Origin of the sequence: Maribacter sp. (assembly GCA_020629415.1) — a bacterium.
Classification (GTDB): domain Bacteria; phylum Bacteroidota; class Bacteroidia; order Flavobacteriales; family Flavobacteriaceae; genus Maribacter; species Maribacter huludaoensis.
This window is the reverse complement of sequence record JAHDDL010000004.1, coordinates 1-17,915: the sequence shown is the minus strand read 5'-3', so window position 1 is coordinate 17,915 and position 17,915 is coordinate 1. Positions and strand designations below refer to the sequence as shown.

The following is a 17,915-nucleotide window of genomic DNA, read 5'->3' as shown; positions in this document are numbered from 1 at the left end:
TAATAAAGCGTTTTATTACGGCAATAGTTACATTTGTATATCTAAAATTTAAAAATTTTGAAAATACTTGTAACTGGTGCTGCGGGCTTTATTGGCTTCCACTTATCGCTTTCTTTGCTTAAATCTGGGCACCAAGTAACTGGCTTGGACAACATTAATAATTATTACGATGTTGCCTTAAAATATGCAAGGTTAACGGAACTAGGTATTACACAAGACAAAATTAAAGACGACAAGAAGTATATTCAAAGTTCGGCTTACCAAAACTTCAAGTTTATTAAATGTAGTTTGGAAGATGCGCCTACGATAAACGATGTATTTCAAGAAAATAAATTTGATATTGTTTGCAATCTAGCTGCTCAAGCTGGTGTACGCTATAGTTTAGAACATCCTGATAAATATATAAATAGCAATATTGTAGGTTTTTTTAATATTCTAGAAGGTTGCAAGACAACTAAAGTTCCTCATTTAATATATGCAAGTAGTTCAAGTGTATATGGCAATAGCACTACTACCCCTTTTAAAACATCAGATTTTACTGATAGTCCCGTAAGTTTATACGCCGCTACAAAGAAAAGCAATGAACTAATGGCACACACCTATAGTCATTTATATGACTTTAAGACAACCGGATTGAGGTTTTTTACCGTATATGGACCGTGGGGTAGACCGGACATGGCCTACTTTAAATTTACGAAAGCTATTTTAAAAAATGAAAGTATCCCAGTATTCAACAATGGGCAGCTTGAAAGGGATTTTACTTATATAGATGATATCATTGGTGGAATCAATAAAATAGTAGAAAAAGGTTTTATAAGCAATTCAGAAAACAGCAATAATGCCATATACAATATTGGAAATGGCAAACCGGTTAAACTGATGGATTTTATTGCTATTCTAGAAAAGGAATTGAATAAAAAAGCAACTTATAACATGTTACCCATGCAAGATGGAGATGTTTATAAAACCTGGACGGATATTGAGGAGTTAAAAGAAAATTACAATTACCTACCTGCAATAGATATTGAATTTGGCATTCATCAATTTGCAAAGTGGTATACGAGTTTCTATAAATCCTGATAACGTTCTATAAATTTAAAGTTCCCCAGTTTTAATTATAAAGTAAAAAAGAAACAAAGAACAGAACATTTATATAAAACTAAGGAATGAAAATAGGAATTATAGGATTAGGATATGTAGGACTTCCATTGGCTGCCCTATTTGCAAAAAAGTATAGAGTTGTAGGTTATGATATAAGTCAAAAAAGAGTTGATGAAATAAGATCAGGAAAGGATACTACTCTTGAACTTTCAGATTTAGACCTTGAAGAAGTTTTAACAACGGATTTAAACCAAAAAGAGAAGGGGTTAATTTGCACAACCTCAATTAATGACCTGGCTGATTGCACTTATTATATTATTACGGTACCTACCCCGGTTGACGACACAAAAAGACCTGTTTTTACGCCATTGATCAAAGCCAGTGAAGCGGTAGGTAAAATTATAAAAAAGGGAGATATCGTAATTTATGAATCAACGGTATACCCAGGTGCCACGGAAGAAGTATGTATTCCTGTTATAGAGCAAACAAGTAATATGGTCTTCAACAAGGACTTTTATGCAGGTTATTCTCCAGAACGTATAAATCCGGGAGATAAAAAGCATACGGTAGAGAAGATTTTAAAAGTAACGTCGGGCTCTACTCCGGAAATCGGTAAAAAGGTAGATGAGTTATATAAATCTGTAATTACGGCGGGCACTCACCTTGCTCCTACTATTAAAGTTGCGGAAGCCTCCAAGGTCATTGAGAATACCCAAAGGGATATTAATATCGCTTTCATGAATGAACTGGCCAAAATTTTTGGACTGTTGGATATTGATACAAATGATGTTTTAGCGGCAGCAGGTACGAAATGGAATTTTTTACCGTTTAAACCAGGTCTAGTTGGTGGTCACTGTATAGGTGTAGACCCTTATTATTTAGCTCAGAAAGCGCAAGAAAACGGGTACAACCCAGATCTGATCTTGGCCGGCAGAAGAATTAACGATGGTATGGGCGAGTATGTTAGTCTGCAAATCATTAAGCTAATGCTAAAGCACGACTTGCAGGTCAAAGATGCTAAAGTTTTGATACTAGGGGTAACATTTAAAGAAGATTGTCCGGATATCAGAAACACAAAGGTTATTGATATGGTAAAAAATTTGAACGATTATAGGGTAAACACCACCATATATGACCCTTGGGCAGACCCAGAAGAAGTAGAACATGAATACGGATTAATTACAACACAGCAAAGACCTACGGATACATATGATGTCATTGTATTGGCCGTAGCTCATGATAAGTTTTTAAAAGAGGACTTATCTAGTTTTAAAAAGGAGAGCACATTGGTTTATGATATAAAAGGCAAACTAACAAGTGGTTACACAGCACGATTATAAACCCATAAAACGATATATTTTTCAATATTAAATATATAGATATTAACTTTATCGCCAGAAAATAAAATTACCAAATGAATTTAACAGTAATAGGAACAGGATATGTAGGTCTAGTTAGCGGAACGTGTTTTGCTGAAATGGGAAACACGGTTACCTGCGTAGATATAGACGAAAAAAAGATCACGAACCTAGAGAAAGGTATTATACCTATATATGAGCCAGGTCTTACGCAAATGGTGTTGAGAAATTTTGAAAACAAAACACTACATTTTAGCACAGACCTAGCCAAAACACTTAAAAAATGTGATATAGCATTTATTGCCGTTGGTACGCCAATGGGTGAAGATGGTGCGGCAGATTTACAATATGTATTACAAGTTGCTTCAGACATAGGTGACCACATGCAGCAAAAGCTGATCATTGTGGATAAATCTACGGTACCTGTGGGTACAGCGGACAAAGTAAAAGCTAAAATTCAAGAACGTTTGGCCTTACGCGGAGTAGACATTCCTTTTGAAGTGGTATCTAACCCAGAATTCTTAAAAGAAGGTGATGCCATAAATGATTTTATGAAGCCGGACAGGGTTGTGATCGGTGTAGAAACACCCGAAGCTGAAGAACAAATGAGAACCCTATATGCTCCGTTCTTTAGAACACAGAATAGAATGATTTCTATGGATGTACGATCTGCAGAAATGACCAAATATGTGGCCAATGCCATGCTGGCCACTAAAATTTCATTCATGAACGAGGTTGCCAACATATGTGAATTGGTAGGTGCAGATGTAAACAAAGTTAGAGTTGGTATTGGATCGGACAGTAGAATAGGTTATAGTTTTATTTACCCTGGTAGTGGTTACGGTGGGTCATGTTTTCCAAAAGACGTAAAGGCGTTAAAGCGTTCCGCACAGCAGCACGGCTATACACCTAGGCTAATTGATGCCGTTGAAAAAGTGAACAATGACCAAAAATTTGTTATAGCCAATAAAGTAGTCGGTCATTTTGGCGAAGACCTTACTGGGAAAACATTTGCTATTTGGGGTCTTGCATTTAAACCGGAAACGGATGATATGCGAGAAGCCCCGGCTATTTATATCATAAAAGAATTGGTAAAAAGAGGTGCTACTGTAAATGCATATGACCCTAAGGCCATGCATGAAGCAAAGAGTTTCTACCTTAAAGATGTAGAAAATGTAACTTATTTCGATTCTAAATATGATACGTTGAAAGACGCGGACGCAATGTTACTATTAACGGAGTGGAAAGAATTTAGATCCCCAGATTTTGAAGAATTAAAAATAAGGTTGAACCAACCTATTATTTTTGATGGCAGAAATCAATATACAGCATTAAATATGCCCGAAAAAGGGTTTACATATTACCAAATTGGTAAGAAATAACAACTTTTTACATAAGAAGTAGTTGAAGGTCAAGAACGTTGTTCTTGACCTTTTTTGTTGATAATCAATTAAAAATTAATGATATAAATAGGCTCTTATCTAGTAATTTTGCGATTCAGCGATTAATGATTTTATTAGGTAAACCGCTGACTATTTTTACTACGTATCTTTTTGTTTAACCCCATAGAATGATACTTTTTTTTCAAATTACTACTATGCTACACAAAACACTATATTTAGCCATTCTATTTTTCTCACTTACCGTTGCCGCAACAGCTCAAGACGCAGATTTTGATGGCGTTTTAGATGCTGTAGACTTATGCCCCAACACAGCTGATTCCACAAATACAGATACAGATGGTGATGGTGTTGGTGATGTGTGTGATTTGGACGATGATAATGATGGGATATTAGATAGTAATGAATGTGAAATTGCTATTCCTAATTTTAGTTTTGAAAATGGTTTGGCAGATTGGACTGTCGAATCTACGGATGGTACTGTAAATAATTCAATTACGATTTCCCCTGCAAATGATGGACCTTTCCCTGGAGCTGAAAATACAAATTACGTTGACATAGAAGCATATAATGAAACAATTACATTATCTACATCCAATGCTGTTGGCATATATGAAGAATCTGCTTATGTTCTTTCAATTTCTTTAGGCGATTTACCTTACCCTCTTGGCAGCACTGCCCCTCCAGGATTTTACGAAGATGGATTGATTAGAATTGAAATGGGTTATGGAATTAACAATGATAATTATACGCCTTTACCTGTTACTATTTTAGGCTCTTCGCAAGATATAGACGGGCCGACAGAAACGGTACAAGGGTGGAATGAATTTAATTTATACTTTAATATTGATGATCCCGCCATTATCGGGCAAGGAATCTTATTTAGAATTTATCACACAGGCATAGGCGGTTCGGCAATAGGCTTAGCTGTTGACAATGTTAGATTAGCAAGAGATTCCGATAATGACGGCCTTAGTAATTGCATTGACTTAGATTCTGACGACCCAACTAATAGCAGTGGCTGTTATGATACCACAGAGGCTGGGCATATACCAAATGGCACAGGTAACTTAACAGGAACTGGAGTTGATCCATCAAACGGTTTAGTAACAGGATTTACAACAGGATATACCGGTAATACACAAGAAGTATTGTTCGCGGGTGTTTATGATGTATGTGCATTAAATTATAATGATAATGATGGCGATAATGTATTAGACAAGGACGACTTAGATGATGATAATGATGGTATTTATGATTTAAATGAATGTTCCATTCCAATTTCGAATTATAGTTTTGAGAATAACGGCGCAGGGGACCCAATTACTGACTGGAGTCTTACAGATGCCACTAACAATATAGCTTGGGGTATAGAAGTGCCAGCAATCACTAACTATAACAATATACCAGATGGAAATTCAATAGCTTTTATCAATGGGAGTGGAACAATTACTTTAAACATCCCTGGTGCTGCATTTGAAATTGGAGACTATATTACAAGTCTAAGTATAGGAGATGGTATGGAAACAACCAACGTCTTCAGCAATGATGGACAATCTATTATTGAAATAGGATTTGATAACGGAACTGGGTTTCAACAAATAGGAGAAAGAATAGTTGAAGCCCACGAAACATTGAATGGAATATGGACAGAAATAGTTTTTTCCACTAACATACCATTGGGAAGTCCTGCTATTGGAGAAGGTATTATTGTTCAAATCACCCATATAGAAAATCAGGATTTAAATCAACGTGGTGGGGACTACGACCTAGTTCAAGTACGACAAGACAGAAATGCAAATGGCATTCCAGACTGTTTTGAAGATGATATTGATAATGATGGCTGTGCCGATGTTATTGAAGCAGGTCATACCGACGGAGGTGGTGGAATTTTAGCAAATTCAAGTTCAAATGCAGATGGTACAGTCACCCCAATAGGAACAGGTTACACTGGAATAAATCAAGCAGTATTAAGTAGTAATATAAACATTTGCACCGAAGATTTGGATTTTGATAATGATGGCGAAGATGACATTGTAGATTTGGACGATGATAATGACGGTATTTTAGATAGGTATGAATGCGAAATTCCTGTACCAAATTTTAGCTTTGAAACTGATAATTTACCTGCAGACCCTATTCAAAATTGGCAAGTGGTTACAGGAACAAACTATGGAATAGAAACAATAGACGGAACTAATTTTACAGCTGCCCAAGAAGGTAATTCATTTGGCTTTATAAATGGTGATGGTTCCATACAATTAAATGAAGTTTGGGCTACTTATGATAGAGAAGCAACCTATATTTTAGAATTTTCAATTGGAGACCCGATTCCTTTCGCTCCTCAATTTTCCAATGATAGTCAAACAATTGTAGAACTTGGCTATACTGACGGAACAAATTTCACAACTTTAGCCACTAGAACAGTTCAAAGCTACGAAACAACCAATGGCGAATGGTCAAGATTTTTTATAACCATACCAATGACCGCACCAACTCCGTTGACACCTGGATCTCCCGGATTTGGCGAAGGTATTTCCATTAGAATAACACATGATGACACTTCGTTTAATAACACCTCACAAACTACTTTTGATAATTTCATTTTAAAAATTGACACTGATGGTGATGGTGAGCCAGACTGTACCGATTTAGATAGTGATGATGATGGTTGTTTCGATGTGGTAGAAGCTGGGCATACTGATGCAGGTAGTGGGGTTTTAGGCACAGCTGTTGATGGTAACGGATTAGTGACGGGGACAGCTACAGGTTACACAGGTCCTAGACACCAGATGTGGGATGACGCAAGTAACATTAGTTGTAATCCCTTAGATACTGATGGAGATTTAGTCGAAGATGGAAATTACTTTCGATATGATGCTAGCAACACTTTACAGACTAATATTGATGAAGATGATGATAATGACGGTATTTTGGATGTTGATGAAGATTGTGAACTTATAAATACCGCTTTTCTTCGTCAACCATGGAATTTTGAAATTCCGACCAATAATTTTTTATTAGGAGGAACCGACACTCCTTTTACTTCCGTAGTAGATTATTGGTATAACGAAACAGGAGCAGGTGATGCTTTTGTTCATTTAGCAAATGCTGATAATTTTTTCGGTCCTAATCCTAATCCATATAGCGTTAATTATGCAACCGATGGTACATTATTGGAAGATTTCCCTGAACCAGATGGCGCTTACGATGCATTTTTAGCTCTTCATGGTGACGTAACTATTACCCAAACAGAATCTAGAATTACTTTAGAAGAAGGATCATACATCTTAACGTTAGCTGTTGGGGATGGATTGGATTATCAAAATCAATTCAGAAATGATGGAACAAGTTTTATAGAAATCGGCTATGCTAATGCTACAAACAACTTTAATCCTTTAGGCTTTGATTTAACTATTTTACCTGAAGAAACACCAAACGGTACTTGGACAGATTTTTCAATCAGCTATACAATACCAGCGGGGTCACCAGCTATAGGTAATGACATAAGAATTCAAATTACACATACAATAGATGTAAATTTAAATCAACAAGCAGGAAATTATGATCATTTTAGAATTAGCCGCGATACCGATGGTGACCTAATACCTGACTGTCTAGATTTTGATTCAGACAATGACGGTTGCCCAGATAGCATAGAAAATGGATACGTAGATGATGATAGAGATGGCGTCTTAGGAACTGGCGCAGCTACCGTAGATGGAAACGGTTTGGTTACTAGTGAAGTGGGTTACACCACATTCCCTTTAAATGCAGGAGTTCGCATAGTTTCAGAACCTGCAGTTATCGACACGGGACTTACGGATCCCACCGAGGCTTGCGAAGGTAGTGATGCTGTATTTACGGTTATCGCCACTAGAAATGGTACAAATACAACTATAATTTATGAATGGTATGAAAGTACCGACGGCGGTACAACATTTACTTTATTAGCTGAAGACGCTACTTATATAGGTACAACTACCACAGAACTTACTATTGCAGGGGTTACTGCAGGTCTAGATGGTAATTTATATAGAGTTAGAGTAATGGGAGATGACAATCTTTGTTATGAGGAATCAATAGCCACATTAAATGTAACGGCCGGACCAACACCAATTACACCTGTAGCCACTACAGCAAGCATTTGCGAAGGCGAAGATGCCGAGTTTACTATAACCGGTACTCCCGGAGATATCATAACATACTCATTGGATGGCGGAACTATGCCTATTTCGGTAACTTTAGATGCCACAGGTATAGCAACAATAACCGAAACTACTACTACAGCAGATGTTACTATGGAAATTAGCAGTATAGAAAGCGGTACATGTACATTAAATTTGGTACCCGTAACCTCCGCTACGGTAACCGTCAACACCATCCCTACCCTAGACCCAGCTACTACCGCTACCTGTTCCACAGATCTGGCCACCTATGATGTTGCTGTGGTAGTAAACGCCGGCAACATTACAAATACAAGTGAAGGAGTATTAACAGGTAATACCATTACAGGTATAACCGCAGGCAATGACATTACAATTACAGTAGATAACAATGGTTGTATTAGAGACCTGAACATAACCGCACCAGATTGTTCTTGCCCTGTAATTGACATCCCTGTAAACGCCAATAACCCATCTATATGTTTTGGTACCGCCACTCCTGATCTATCCGTAGATTTAGGAACCAATGGCGATGCCATAAATTGGTATGACGCTAGTACCGCAGGTACCCTATTAAATACTGGAACCACGTATACTACCGGGGAAACGGCAGTTGGCACGTATACATATTACGCAGAAGCTATTGAAACAGTTTCTGGCTGTACAAGTAACAGAATTCCGGTAACCTTAACTATTAATTCAATGCCAGTTGCAGATACAAGTACGGATATTAACCAATGTGTTCCTTACACCCTACCCGTTTTATCTGCAGATAACTTTTATTACACGGGACCTAACGGGTCAGGCACCAATCTTTTAGAAGGTTCTAATATTACCAGTACACAAACCATATATATTTATTCAGAATCTGGTACCACGCCAAACTGTTTTGACGAAAGTAGTTTTGAAGTAACCATCAATGAAACTCCGGTAGTGAATATAATTTCAGCAACATGTAGTGCAGATTTAAATACCTACACCGTTCAATTTTCCAATAGTATAGCTACGGCAGCACTTACAACATCTGCGGGAACTATTAGCGGTAATAGTATTATTGATATTCCATCTAATATAGGTTCCGTAACTATTACTGCGGACAACAATGGTTGTATAGCAACATCCACTACATTGGCCCCAGACTGCTCCTGTCCTATTATTGATGATGCCGTCAATCCTATAGATGTTAATACGTGCGAAGGTAATCCGAACGGTTCTTTACAAGTTTCTTTAGGTTCCAATGGAGATACTATTAATTGGTACACCACTGCTACAGGGGGTACCAGTGTAGCAAATGGACTTTCCTTTACCCCTACAGATACGGCTATTGGCACCTATACTTATTATGCCGAAGCAAGTGAAGCCGTAAACGGTTGTATAAGTTCAAATAGAATTCCGGTAACGCTGACCATAGAACCGATACCGGTGGCAGACACTTTAAATGATGTTGAAGGCTGCGAATTTTTTGTCTTGCCGAATTTGAGCAACAACAATAACTATTACACAGGTGCAAATGGCACTGGTCAACTTCTTACAGCAGGTAGCCAAGTGAGTCAAGATCAAACGATATACATTTTCGCACAATCTCCTAACAATCAAGATTGTTCTTCTGAATCGCAATTTGAAGTCACAATTTTAGAAGAACCAATTATTGATTTGCCGTACGAAGTGTCTATTTGCAGCAGCACTAACGGTATTGCTGCTTCTGTACCTATAGGTGTTGATCTGGGGCCTAATTACATTTATGACTGGACCCCAAATAACGATACCAATGGTGATGGAATTGAAGAAGCAATTTTCAATGTCTCACAAGCTGGTGAATATAGCTTAAGAATATTTACTATAGGTAATACGATTAATTGCGGAGGTAGTTTAGAATATATTGTTAATGTTACCGAAGCTCCATTACCCCAGGATATTGAAATAGAAATAACCAGTGAAGGATATGAATTAAATTCGGGCAATAGAGTAAGAGCCATTATCAATAATGACATTTTTGCCTATACCAACTTTGAGTATAGTTTGGATGATCCTGATGGGCCCTACCAAACCGACAACTTTTTTCAAAATGTTGTTGGTGGTTTACATACCATATTCGTAAGGTCTATTGGTAATTGTGGTGCTACTTTGGAAAGCGACCCTTTCTTGATCGTAAATTACCCTACTTATTTTTCACCTAACGGAGATGGATCAAATGATACTTGGTTTCCATTAGGCTTGGCAGATCCAAATTTAACGACCAATGTAGTAGCTGAAATATATGATAGGCATGGTAAGCTAGTGCATTATCTAGATCCCTTTGGCACGGGTTGGGACGGAACTTATAATGGCGAGTCACTTCCTGAATCTGACTATTGGTTTGTCATTGAATATATAGATGCCATTAATAATAATAGAAGTATTCAATTTAAAGGCCACTTTAGTTTAATACGCTAAACATAATAAATTGAATAAAAAAAGCGTCAGAAACTATACAATCTCTGACGCTTTTTCAATTTGAACTAGTTTCATTTACTTGTTGTAGAAAACAGCGAGTATGTTTTTAACGGCATCTTTAATAGATTTTGGAAAAAACCATGCAAGCGTATTAATTAAAGTATTCCTTTCTTTATAAAACAATTTGTCAAATTCAATTTGAGGCAATACATATTTAGGGTGGCGTAACGGTAAGGTAAGTTCTTCCCTCTTATCATAATTCATAAACGGACTCTTAGAACTATGCGTGGCATCTTCCCCATATCCTATATTACTGATTAGGTTGACTTCTGAGAAAACACCCAATTGATTTTGCGCGGCCAAACTATAACACCATTGGTAATCCCAGGCACTAACAAGACCTGTTTCTACAGCTTTGATTCTTCGTTTCCAATACGTATAATCTTTCCCTAAATAACCGCAATTAGACAAGATAGAATCTTCATAGTTACCAGATTTCCAGTGCATATCATAATCCATATTTTTCCAAGCTCTACGCCAAGTAGCCCAGCCCCAACATACAGCATATTTAGAAAAGCAATAAGAATCATTTACCGGTATGCTTCCTACCTGATTATAACCGGAAATTAAACCAATACGTTCATCATCCTTGTAGCGCTTTAATAAAGTTTGACAAAATGGAAAAAAACTATCGCTTGCTACACAATCATCCTCTAAAATAATTCCCTGCTCTTCGTGTTCAAAAAACCAATTAATAGCAGTATAAACTCCAGGTCCGCAACCAAGGTTTTCATCTTGAAATAAAGTTTTTACTTCACAATCCCAATCAATGGCACTAATAACTGCCTCCCTTGTATTTTTTACCTTCCCTGCATCTTGTTGTACTGAGTTTCTGGGTCCATCCCCAGATATGTACATTTTTTTCGGCTTACTTCTTTTAATGGCCTCCAATGATTTTAAGGCAACATCTTTTCTATTAAAAATTATAAAAAGTATAGGTGTATCTAACATTATTAAAAGATTAAGCCAACGAATTGGGTAAGAAATTAGTATTATAATCCAGCTCTTGAACACCTTTGATCAAAAAGTGTTTTATGTGTGAAAGTTTCCAATCTGCAATTATCTGATCCCTTCTTAAGAAGACTTTATTCTTGTCAAGTTTGCCTTTTCCATTTATATGACAACCTCTAGAAGCCGATATACAAGACTCATATCCATTTTTCATTACAAATTCAAAAGCAGGTTTGGTAAAATTTTCAAATCTACCATAGGTGTAAGCAAAATGTTTTACTGGACCACATTTTTGCGTTAAAATTTCATCTGCTTTTAAAAAGTCTTCTTCAAATTGTTCTTGCGTCAATTGAGAAACCATATCATGCTTAAAAGTATGATTACCGATTTCATGACCCTGACGCTGCAACAACTCTATTTCTTTCCAATTTAAAAATGCGACAGGTGGCATTTCCAATCGTTCTTGGCAAAATTGTTTTATTTTATTAACATCGGTCAATGCTATACTTGCAGGGTTAACATAAAAACAACAACTGGCACCATATGTATTTAGTGCCTTGGCCGCCAACATATTATTTTGAATTCCATCGTCAGAACTCCAGGCAATATAAGGCTTGTCTATTCTATCCGTAAGCAATCTATCCACAGCTTCAGAATGACTGACAAAAACATGGTCCCTTGAAAGAAATGCCAACAACTTCTCAAAGTTCTTTACCTCATCTTTAAATATATGATGGAAATACAAAAATTGGACCCGAGGTGTTTTAAGCTCGCTTTCCTCTCCAAACAAAGAATGCTTCATACTTAAAGCATCCAATACAGAAGACCTTAATGCCGACCTAAATTTTCCGCTCTGTGCACTTTTTATTTGTGCATATGTATCAACAAGTTCGGTATCTTTCATTTTACTTATATCATTAATTCAAAGATACTTTTAAAATCATTTTCTTTGAATCTTAAGTATAAACTAGTTATGCTTTTTAAAATTGTATGATCCGATGAAATAATGCCCAAATGTTAAAAAGAATGTATTTTAACGAAAAAATAGACAGTTGGACATCCAAACCATCTTTTAGAACGTTTAATCCTAAAAGATATTTTTTTTGTGCATTTCATCGAATAAAAGAGTTTTTAATCGACATATTCAATAAAAAGTTGAATTTTTGAAAAGAGAAAGAAAAACATGTTAACCCAATTTACCTACTTTACCTATGAATTTTAACCTTAGATTTCCCAAATTGTCTACGGCCCTATTACTTTCTTTTATTTTAACATCCTGTTCAAAAGATGCTGACCTATTATCGGAATATGTTATCAATGACACTGATCAATCTAAAGAAATTGGCCTATTAATTCAAAACGATTTTGTAACCACTCAACCCAACACAAGTATTGTGATTGACGTATTATCTAATGATAATTATGACAATTGGGAAAATGTAAAAATTATTAGCGTCTCTGCACCTGAAAATGGCGAGGTCATATTAAATGACAACAAAACGTTAACTTATATTCCTGATGGTTTTTTGGATACTTCAGATTCTGCTGAACAGGCACCTACAGAAGAACCTGAATCTACTCCAGAGCCGGAAACAGCTCCAGAACCGGAAACAGCTCCAGAACCTGAGGCAACTCCAGAACCAGAAGCAACTCCTGAACCAGAAGCAACTCCTGAGTCAGAGCCGGAATCAACCTCTGAGCCTGAAACTGCTCCCGAACCGGAAACAAGTACAGAAACTGTTGAAGATACCTTTACGTATACAACTGAGGTTACCAATCCAGAAGACAACACTACTACAACTGAAGAAGCGACCGTAACTGTAGTTGTTACTAATTCAACTTTAGCCACCTCAGGATCAAATGTATATTACGTAACTACAAGTGGAAATTCTTATAACGATGGAAAATCGGAAAATTCTGCTTGGAGCTTACAGCATGCACTAAATATGGCTACCGCAGGAAGTATCGTACATATAAAAGCCGGTAATTACGGTAGCGCAGAGTTTACGCAATTTAATAACGGAAACCAAAACGATCCTATAATTTTCAATGGATATAGAAATAATCCAGGTGATATAGAATCTGGTCAAAGTTCAAGTTTTTCGAACAATAGTAGCATTGATAATTCTTTCTTACCAGTTTTGAGAGGTAATGTTAACAATGGTCTTGCTACGGGGCAAGCGCTACAAATTGATGGTGATTATGTAGAATTCAATAATTTTCAAATCACAAATTTTGAAATGGGAATTTTATCCAGAGGAGAAGGTGTTAAGTTAAATAATATTTTTATTTATGAAATGGGCGATTTTCGTTCCAACATATCAGGCTTTGGAGATTATAGTGGAATTGGAATCAGATTAGAAGGCAACAATTCTATTGTAACGAAAAGTTTCATTCTTGATTGTGGTGCTGAAGCTCTTGTTCTTCATGGTTGTAATACATGTTTAGTTAATGATACTGAGGTTTCTTCACAGAACAACACGAATCCTACAGATTATTATTTACTATTAACCGCAGGAACAACGAATTCAACTGTAGACAACGTTACCATTACAAGAAAAAGTGGTATTTCTCATTATGGACATGGTTTAGTAGCAAAAGCACATGCATACAATAATCTTATTAAAAATTCAACTGTAATAAATACCACGATTGAAATGTCTTTTTCAAATGTTTATGAAAACACCGTAAGAGATTGCAGTATTGTAGGTACGTTTTACGAAAATAGAGATACGGCAGGTTCGCTTGAAGTTGCAAATGGTGCGCACCATAATACTTTTGAAAATATTTCCATACAAGGAGTATGGGGAGCGGTTAAATTTAGAGATTGGAGAGATCAGTCAGGTCAAGCGAATGATGCCCAAGATGCAGGTAACAATAACATCTATAATAATATTAATGTTTCTAACTCTCAGATCGGAGTTCATTTTGACGAGTTTGATAAACTTGAAGGTGTAGCTTGGAACAATACATTCAATAATTGTTCTTTTAAAGATTTGGAGAGGCTTTTTCAAGTAAATCGACCAAATTCGAATAACGCATTTAGAAATACAACAGTTCAAAATGTTGGACAGTTATCTGCAACATCTAACGGCTATAATTATTCATTAAATTCAAATACTATTTTTGAAAATATGTCTTGGATAAATATCAGTTTTACCCCTCCAAATTAAAGTAAGAATTATTAGAGTTCACTAATCCGTGGTAATTAATTTTACCACGGATTTTTTTTAACCAATAGCTATAGTAAGACTAGATAATCTACTATTTTCAATAACAAAAGATTTCTCTCATAAAAATAAATTGAAGAGAATCGTTACTTTTTACATATTTTGAATAAGTTTTTTCAACTAAATACGTTATTCATATCAAGCTTAAAAGATTTAATAAGAATTTAAAGTACAAATAAATTAACATAATGAGTAAAGTTGCATTAATTACAGGGGTTACCGGACAAGATGGTGCCTATTTAAGTGAATTCCTTTTAAAAAAAGGATATATTGTTCATGGTCTAAAAAGAAGATCTTCTCTTTTTAATACGGATCGAATAGACCATTTATATCAAGATCCTCATGTAGAACATAGAAACTTTATATTACATTATGGTGATATGACCGATAGTACGAACTTGATTAGAATAATTCAAGAAGTACAACCAGACGAGATTTATAATCTTGCCGCTATGAGTCATGTTCATGTATCTTTTGAAGTACCAGAATACACTGCTAATGCAGATGGTATTGGTACGTTACGTATTTTGGATGCCGTAAGAATGTTGGGATTATCTGAAAAGACAAGAATTTATCAAGCTTCCACTTCTGAATTATACGGTAAAGTTCAAGAGGTACCACAATCAGAAACTACACCGTTTTATCCAAGAAGTCCATATGCAGTTGCAAAAATGTATGCCTATTGGATTACGGTAAACTATAGAGAAGCCTATGGTATGTATGCTTGTAATGGAATCTTATTTAATCACGAATCTCCAATTAGGGGTGAAACTTTTGTAACAAGAAAGATTACGCGTGCTACGGCCAGAATAGCCTTAGGACTTCAAGACAAAATTTACCTTGGTAATCTAGATGCACAAAGAGATTGGGGCCATGCCAAAGATTACGTACGCATGATGTGGATGATTCTACAGGCAGAAGAAGCAGAAGATTGGGTAATTGCTACCGGTAAAACTACTCCAGTTAGAGATTTTGTACGTATGAGTTTTGAAGAAGTTGGTATTGAATTAGAATTTAAAGGCGAAGGCGTTAACGAAAAAGGATACGTAAAAGCTTGCAACAACCCAGAATTTCAGTTAGAAATTGGAAAAGAAGTTTTAGGTGTTGACCCTAAATATTTTAGACCAACTGAAGTAGACCTTTTAATAGGTGATCCCTCTAAAGCAAAAACTAAATTAGGCTGGGATACAGAATATGAGCTAAAAGATTTGGTTAAAGACATGATGCAAAGTGATGTAAAGTTGATGCAAAAAGATCAATATCTTAAAGATGGAGGTTATCGTATTTTAAATTATTTTGAATAAAATTGACTAAATAAAGCTTAATCAATATTCCCTAAGTTGGTAATTAATTAATATAATTTAATAACCGCTTAGGGATTTTTAATTTCAAAATGATTAAACATTACTCATTTATTTTTCCAAACTAAAAACCGAAATCAAAAATTAAGTTGAACATGGTGACCATAGTATAATTAGATTTAAGATTTAAAATTTATAAGATTAATATTTAATCAAATCTTAAAATGGACGCTAATCTTAATATTAAAGTTTGATTAAAAAATATCTATAACTGAAATTGCCTTGAGAATACTAAGTAGTTTAACTATTTTGCAAACTGTTAACTTTTCTAATAGAAAACCTCAAAAATTAAGATTTAAAATTCAAGAAGCATTTTTTCAATGTTAAAATTTATTTCTATCAACCATCCATAATTACAAAGTTTAAAAAACTTGATTAAATTTTTCAAAATTTTACAAACAATAAATTTGTTTAACATTCTCATTCATAAATTATAATATATGAGTATTGGAAATAAGATGTTCAAAGGTGCAATTTGGAGCACCGTGGAACGTCTTTCTGTTCAATTAGTATCATTTGCACTTACTATTGTTCTTGCAAGACTTCTTACACCAAAGGAATACGGTACGGTTGGTCTATTAATTGTGTTTATTTCATTTTCACAAGTATTTATTGACTCCGGCTTCAGCAAAGCCTTAATTCAAAAGCAAGACAGAACAAATGAAGATATATCTACTGTATTCTATTTTAATTTACTAGTAGCTTTAATCTGTTATTTAACATTATGGATTTCCGCACCTTTGATCTCAGACTTTTATAATATTCCAAAATTAGATAATCTCTTAAAAGTTTTATCAATATCCTTGTTTTTCAATGCTCTATTTGCAATACCGAATACCTTGTTAAGTATTGATATGAACTTTAAATCAATAACTAAAGTTAATTTTATATCTACTGTAATCAGTGGTCTAGCGGCTATTTATTTAGCCTATCAAAATTTTGGAGAATGGGCACTAGTATATCAGACTCTAATTAAGTCTATATTAATGGCTCTTTTATTTTGGTTCTCCACTAAATGGATGCCACTATTACTATTTTCCAAAGATTCATTTAAAAACCTATTTGGATTTGGATCTAAACTACTAGTTAACAGCATAATGAATAACTTAGTAAATAATTTTGCCTCTCTGTTTATTGCAAAAATCATAAGTGCTCAACAATTAGGTTATTACACTAGGGGAACACAGAATGCGGATACTGCATTTAGCACAATAAATTCTATTATAGACAACGTTTTACTACCAGGCTTAGCTCCTCTTCAAAATCAATTAGAACTGCTTATAGAAGGTACAAAAAAAATTATCAAAACTGCCGCTTTATTGGTTGTCCCATTATTCGTTGGTTTAACAATAATTTCAAAACCATTAATAATATTACTATTGACAGACAAATGGGTTTTAGCAATTCCTATTATGCAATTAATCTGCTTATCTAGATTAATTACAATAATATCTGGAGTTAATATTAATTTACTTTATGTACTTGGACGAAGCGATTTAGCTTTGAAACAACAATATTTTAAAATTGCTATAAGAATAATTCTGCTCATTTTTGCGTTAAGATATGGAATAGTAATGATTGCAATTGCAGAACTTGTCTCTACAGTCATACATTTTTTTATAAATACATATTATCCTGGAAAAATGATGAAATACGGAGCAAAAGATCAAATAAAGGATATTCTACCTATTTTAATCAGCGCATTAGTTATGTCCGTACCAGGTCTATTGATCGTTTATTTTACTTCATTTTCAGAAATAATGAAAATTATATTAACCATATGTACATGTTTCATTACATATTATTTAATGTTAAGAATTTTAAAAATAGACGAATACAAGATGTTAATTAAAAG

Annotated in this window: 9 protein-coding genes; 7 read left to right on the top strand and 2 right to left on the bottom strand. The window is 35.1% G+C overall.

Annotation, left to right across the window (positions count from 1 at the left end; all coding sequences use genetic code 11):
- Positions 1–57 precede the first annotated feature (57 nt).
- The 4 genes from QZ657_RS02770 to QZ657_RS02755 all read left to right on the top strand — a co-directional run bounded on the left by QZ657_RS02770 (position 58) and on the right by QZ657_RS02755 (position 10,458).
- Entirely contained in the window at positions 58–1,080 is a 1,023-nt protein-coding gene (locus QZ657_RS02770) for an NAD-dependent epimerase/dehydratase family protein (protein WP_291962391.1), read from the top strand.
- Positions 1,081–1,166: 86 nt separating this feature from the next.
- Complete coding sequence (locus QZ657_RS02765) at positions 1,167–2,441, top strand: nucleotide sugar dehydrogenase (protein WP_276494003.1); 1,275 nt, start codon at positions 1,167–1,169, stop codon at positions 2,439–2,441.
- A 74-nt stretch (positions 2,442–2,515) separates the two neighbouring features.
- The gene (locus tag QZ657_RS02760; RefSeq protein ID WP_291962395.1) at positions 2,516–3,841 is read left to right on the top strand and encodes a UDP-glucose dehydrogenase family protein; all 1,326 of its coding nucleotides are present in this window, start codon (positions 2,516–2,518) and stop codon (positions 3,839–3,841) included.
- 215 nt (positions 3,842–4,056) lie between these two features.
- The gene (locus tag QZ657_RS02755; protein WP_291964838.1) at positions 4,057–10,458 is read left to right on the top strand and encodes a T9SS type B sorting domain-containing protein; all 6,402 of its coding nucleotides are present in this window, start codon (positions 4,057–4,059) and stop codon (positions 10,456–10,458) included.
- Between the two features lie 75 nt (positions 10,459–10,533).
- On the opposite strand, the gene QZ657_RS02750 is transcribed toward QZ657_RS02755, so the two are convergent.
- Entirely contained in the window at positions 10,534–11,469 is a 936-nt protein-coding gene (locus QZ657_RS02750) for a nucleotide-diphospho-sugar transferase (protein WP_291964837.1), read from the bottom strand.
- Between the two features lie 10 nt (positions 11,470–11,479).
- On the bottom strand, positions 11,480–12,373 hold the full coding sequence (locus tag QZ657_RS02745) for a polysaccharide deacetylase family protein (RefSeq protein ID WP_291964835.1): 894 nt from the start codon (positions 12,371–12,373) through the stop codon (positions 11,480–11,482).
- Between the two features lie 307 nt (positions 12,374–12,680).
- Between QZ657_RS02745 and QZ657_RS02740 the strand changes: the two genes are divergently transcribed.
- From QZ657_RS02740 to QZ657_RS02730, 3 genes are all read left to right on the top strand, one after another.
- Positions 12,681–14,642 carry an Ig-like domain-containing protein gene (locus tag QZ657_RS02740; protein WP_291964833.1) on the top strand — a complete coding sequence of 654 codons (1,962 nt, stop codon included), beginning with the start codon at positions 12,681–12,683 and terminating at the stop codon, positions 14,640–14,642.
- Positions 14,643–14,887: 245 nt separating this feature from the next.
- Positions 14,888–16,003: a GDP-mannose 4,6-dehydratase gene (gmd, locus tag QZ657_RS02735; RefSeq protein WP_291964831.1), complete on the top strand. Its 1,116-nt coding sequence runs from the start codon at positions 14,888–14,890 to the stop codon at positions 16,001–16,003.
- 497 nt (positions 16,004–16,500) lie between these two features.
- Positions 16,501–17,915 (top strand): lipopolysaccharide biosynthesis protein (locus QZ657_RS02730; RefSeq protein ID WP_291964830.1); only part of this gene is annotated, 1,415 nt, incomplete at its 3' end.

Excerpts from the sequence above, each read along its gene's own strand:
- QZ657_RS02765 (WP_276494003.1), top strand. The coding sequence starts at position 1,167 with ATGAAAATAGGAATTATAGGATTAGGATATGTAGGACTTCCATTGGCT.
- QZ657_RS02760 (WP_291962395.1), top strand. The coding sequence starts at position 2,516 with ATGAATTTAACAGTAATAGGAACAGGATATGTAGGTCTAGTTAGCGGA.
- QZ657_RS02755 (WP_291964838.1), top strand. The coding sequence starts at position 4,057 with ATGCTACACAAAACACTATATTTAGCCATTCTATTTTTCTCACTTACC.
- QZ657_RS02750 (WP_291964837.1), bottom strand. The coding sequence starts at position 11,469 with ATGTTAGATACACCTATACTTTTTATAATTTTTAATAGAAAAGATGTT.
- QZ657_RS02745 (WP_291964835.1), bottom strand. The coding sequence starts at position 12,373 with ATGAAAGATACCGAACTTGTTGATACATATGCACAAATAAAAAGTGCA.
- QZ657_RS02740 (WP_291964833.1), top strand. The coding sequence starts at position 12,681 with ATGAATTTTAACCTTAGATTTCCCAAATTGTCTACGGCCCTATTACTT.
- gmd (WP_291964831.1), top strand. The coding sequence starts at position 14,888 with ATGAGTAAAGTTGCATTAATTACAGGGGTTACCGGACAAGATGGTGCC.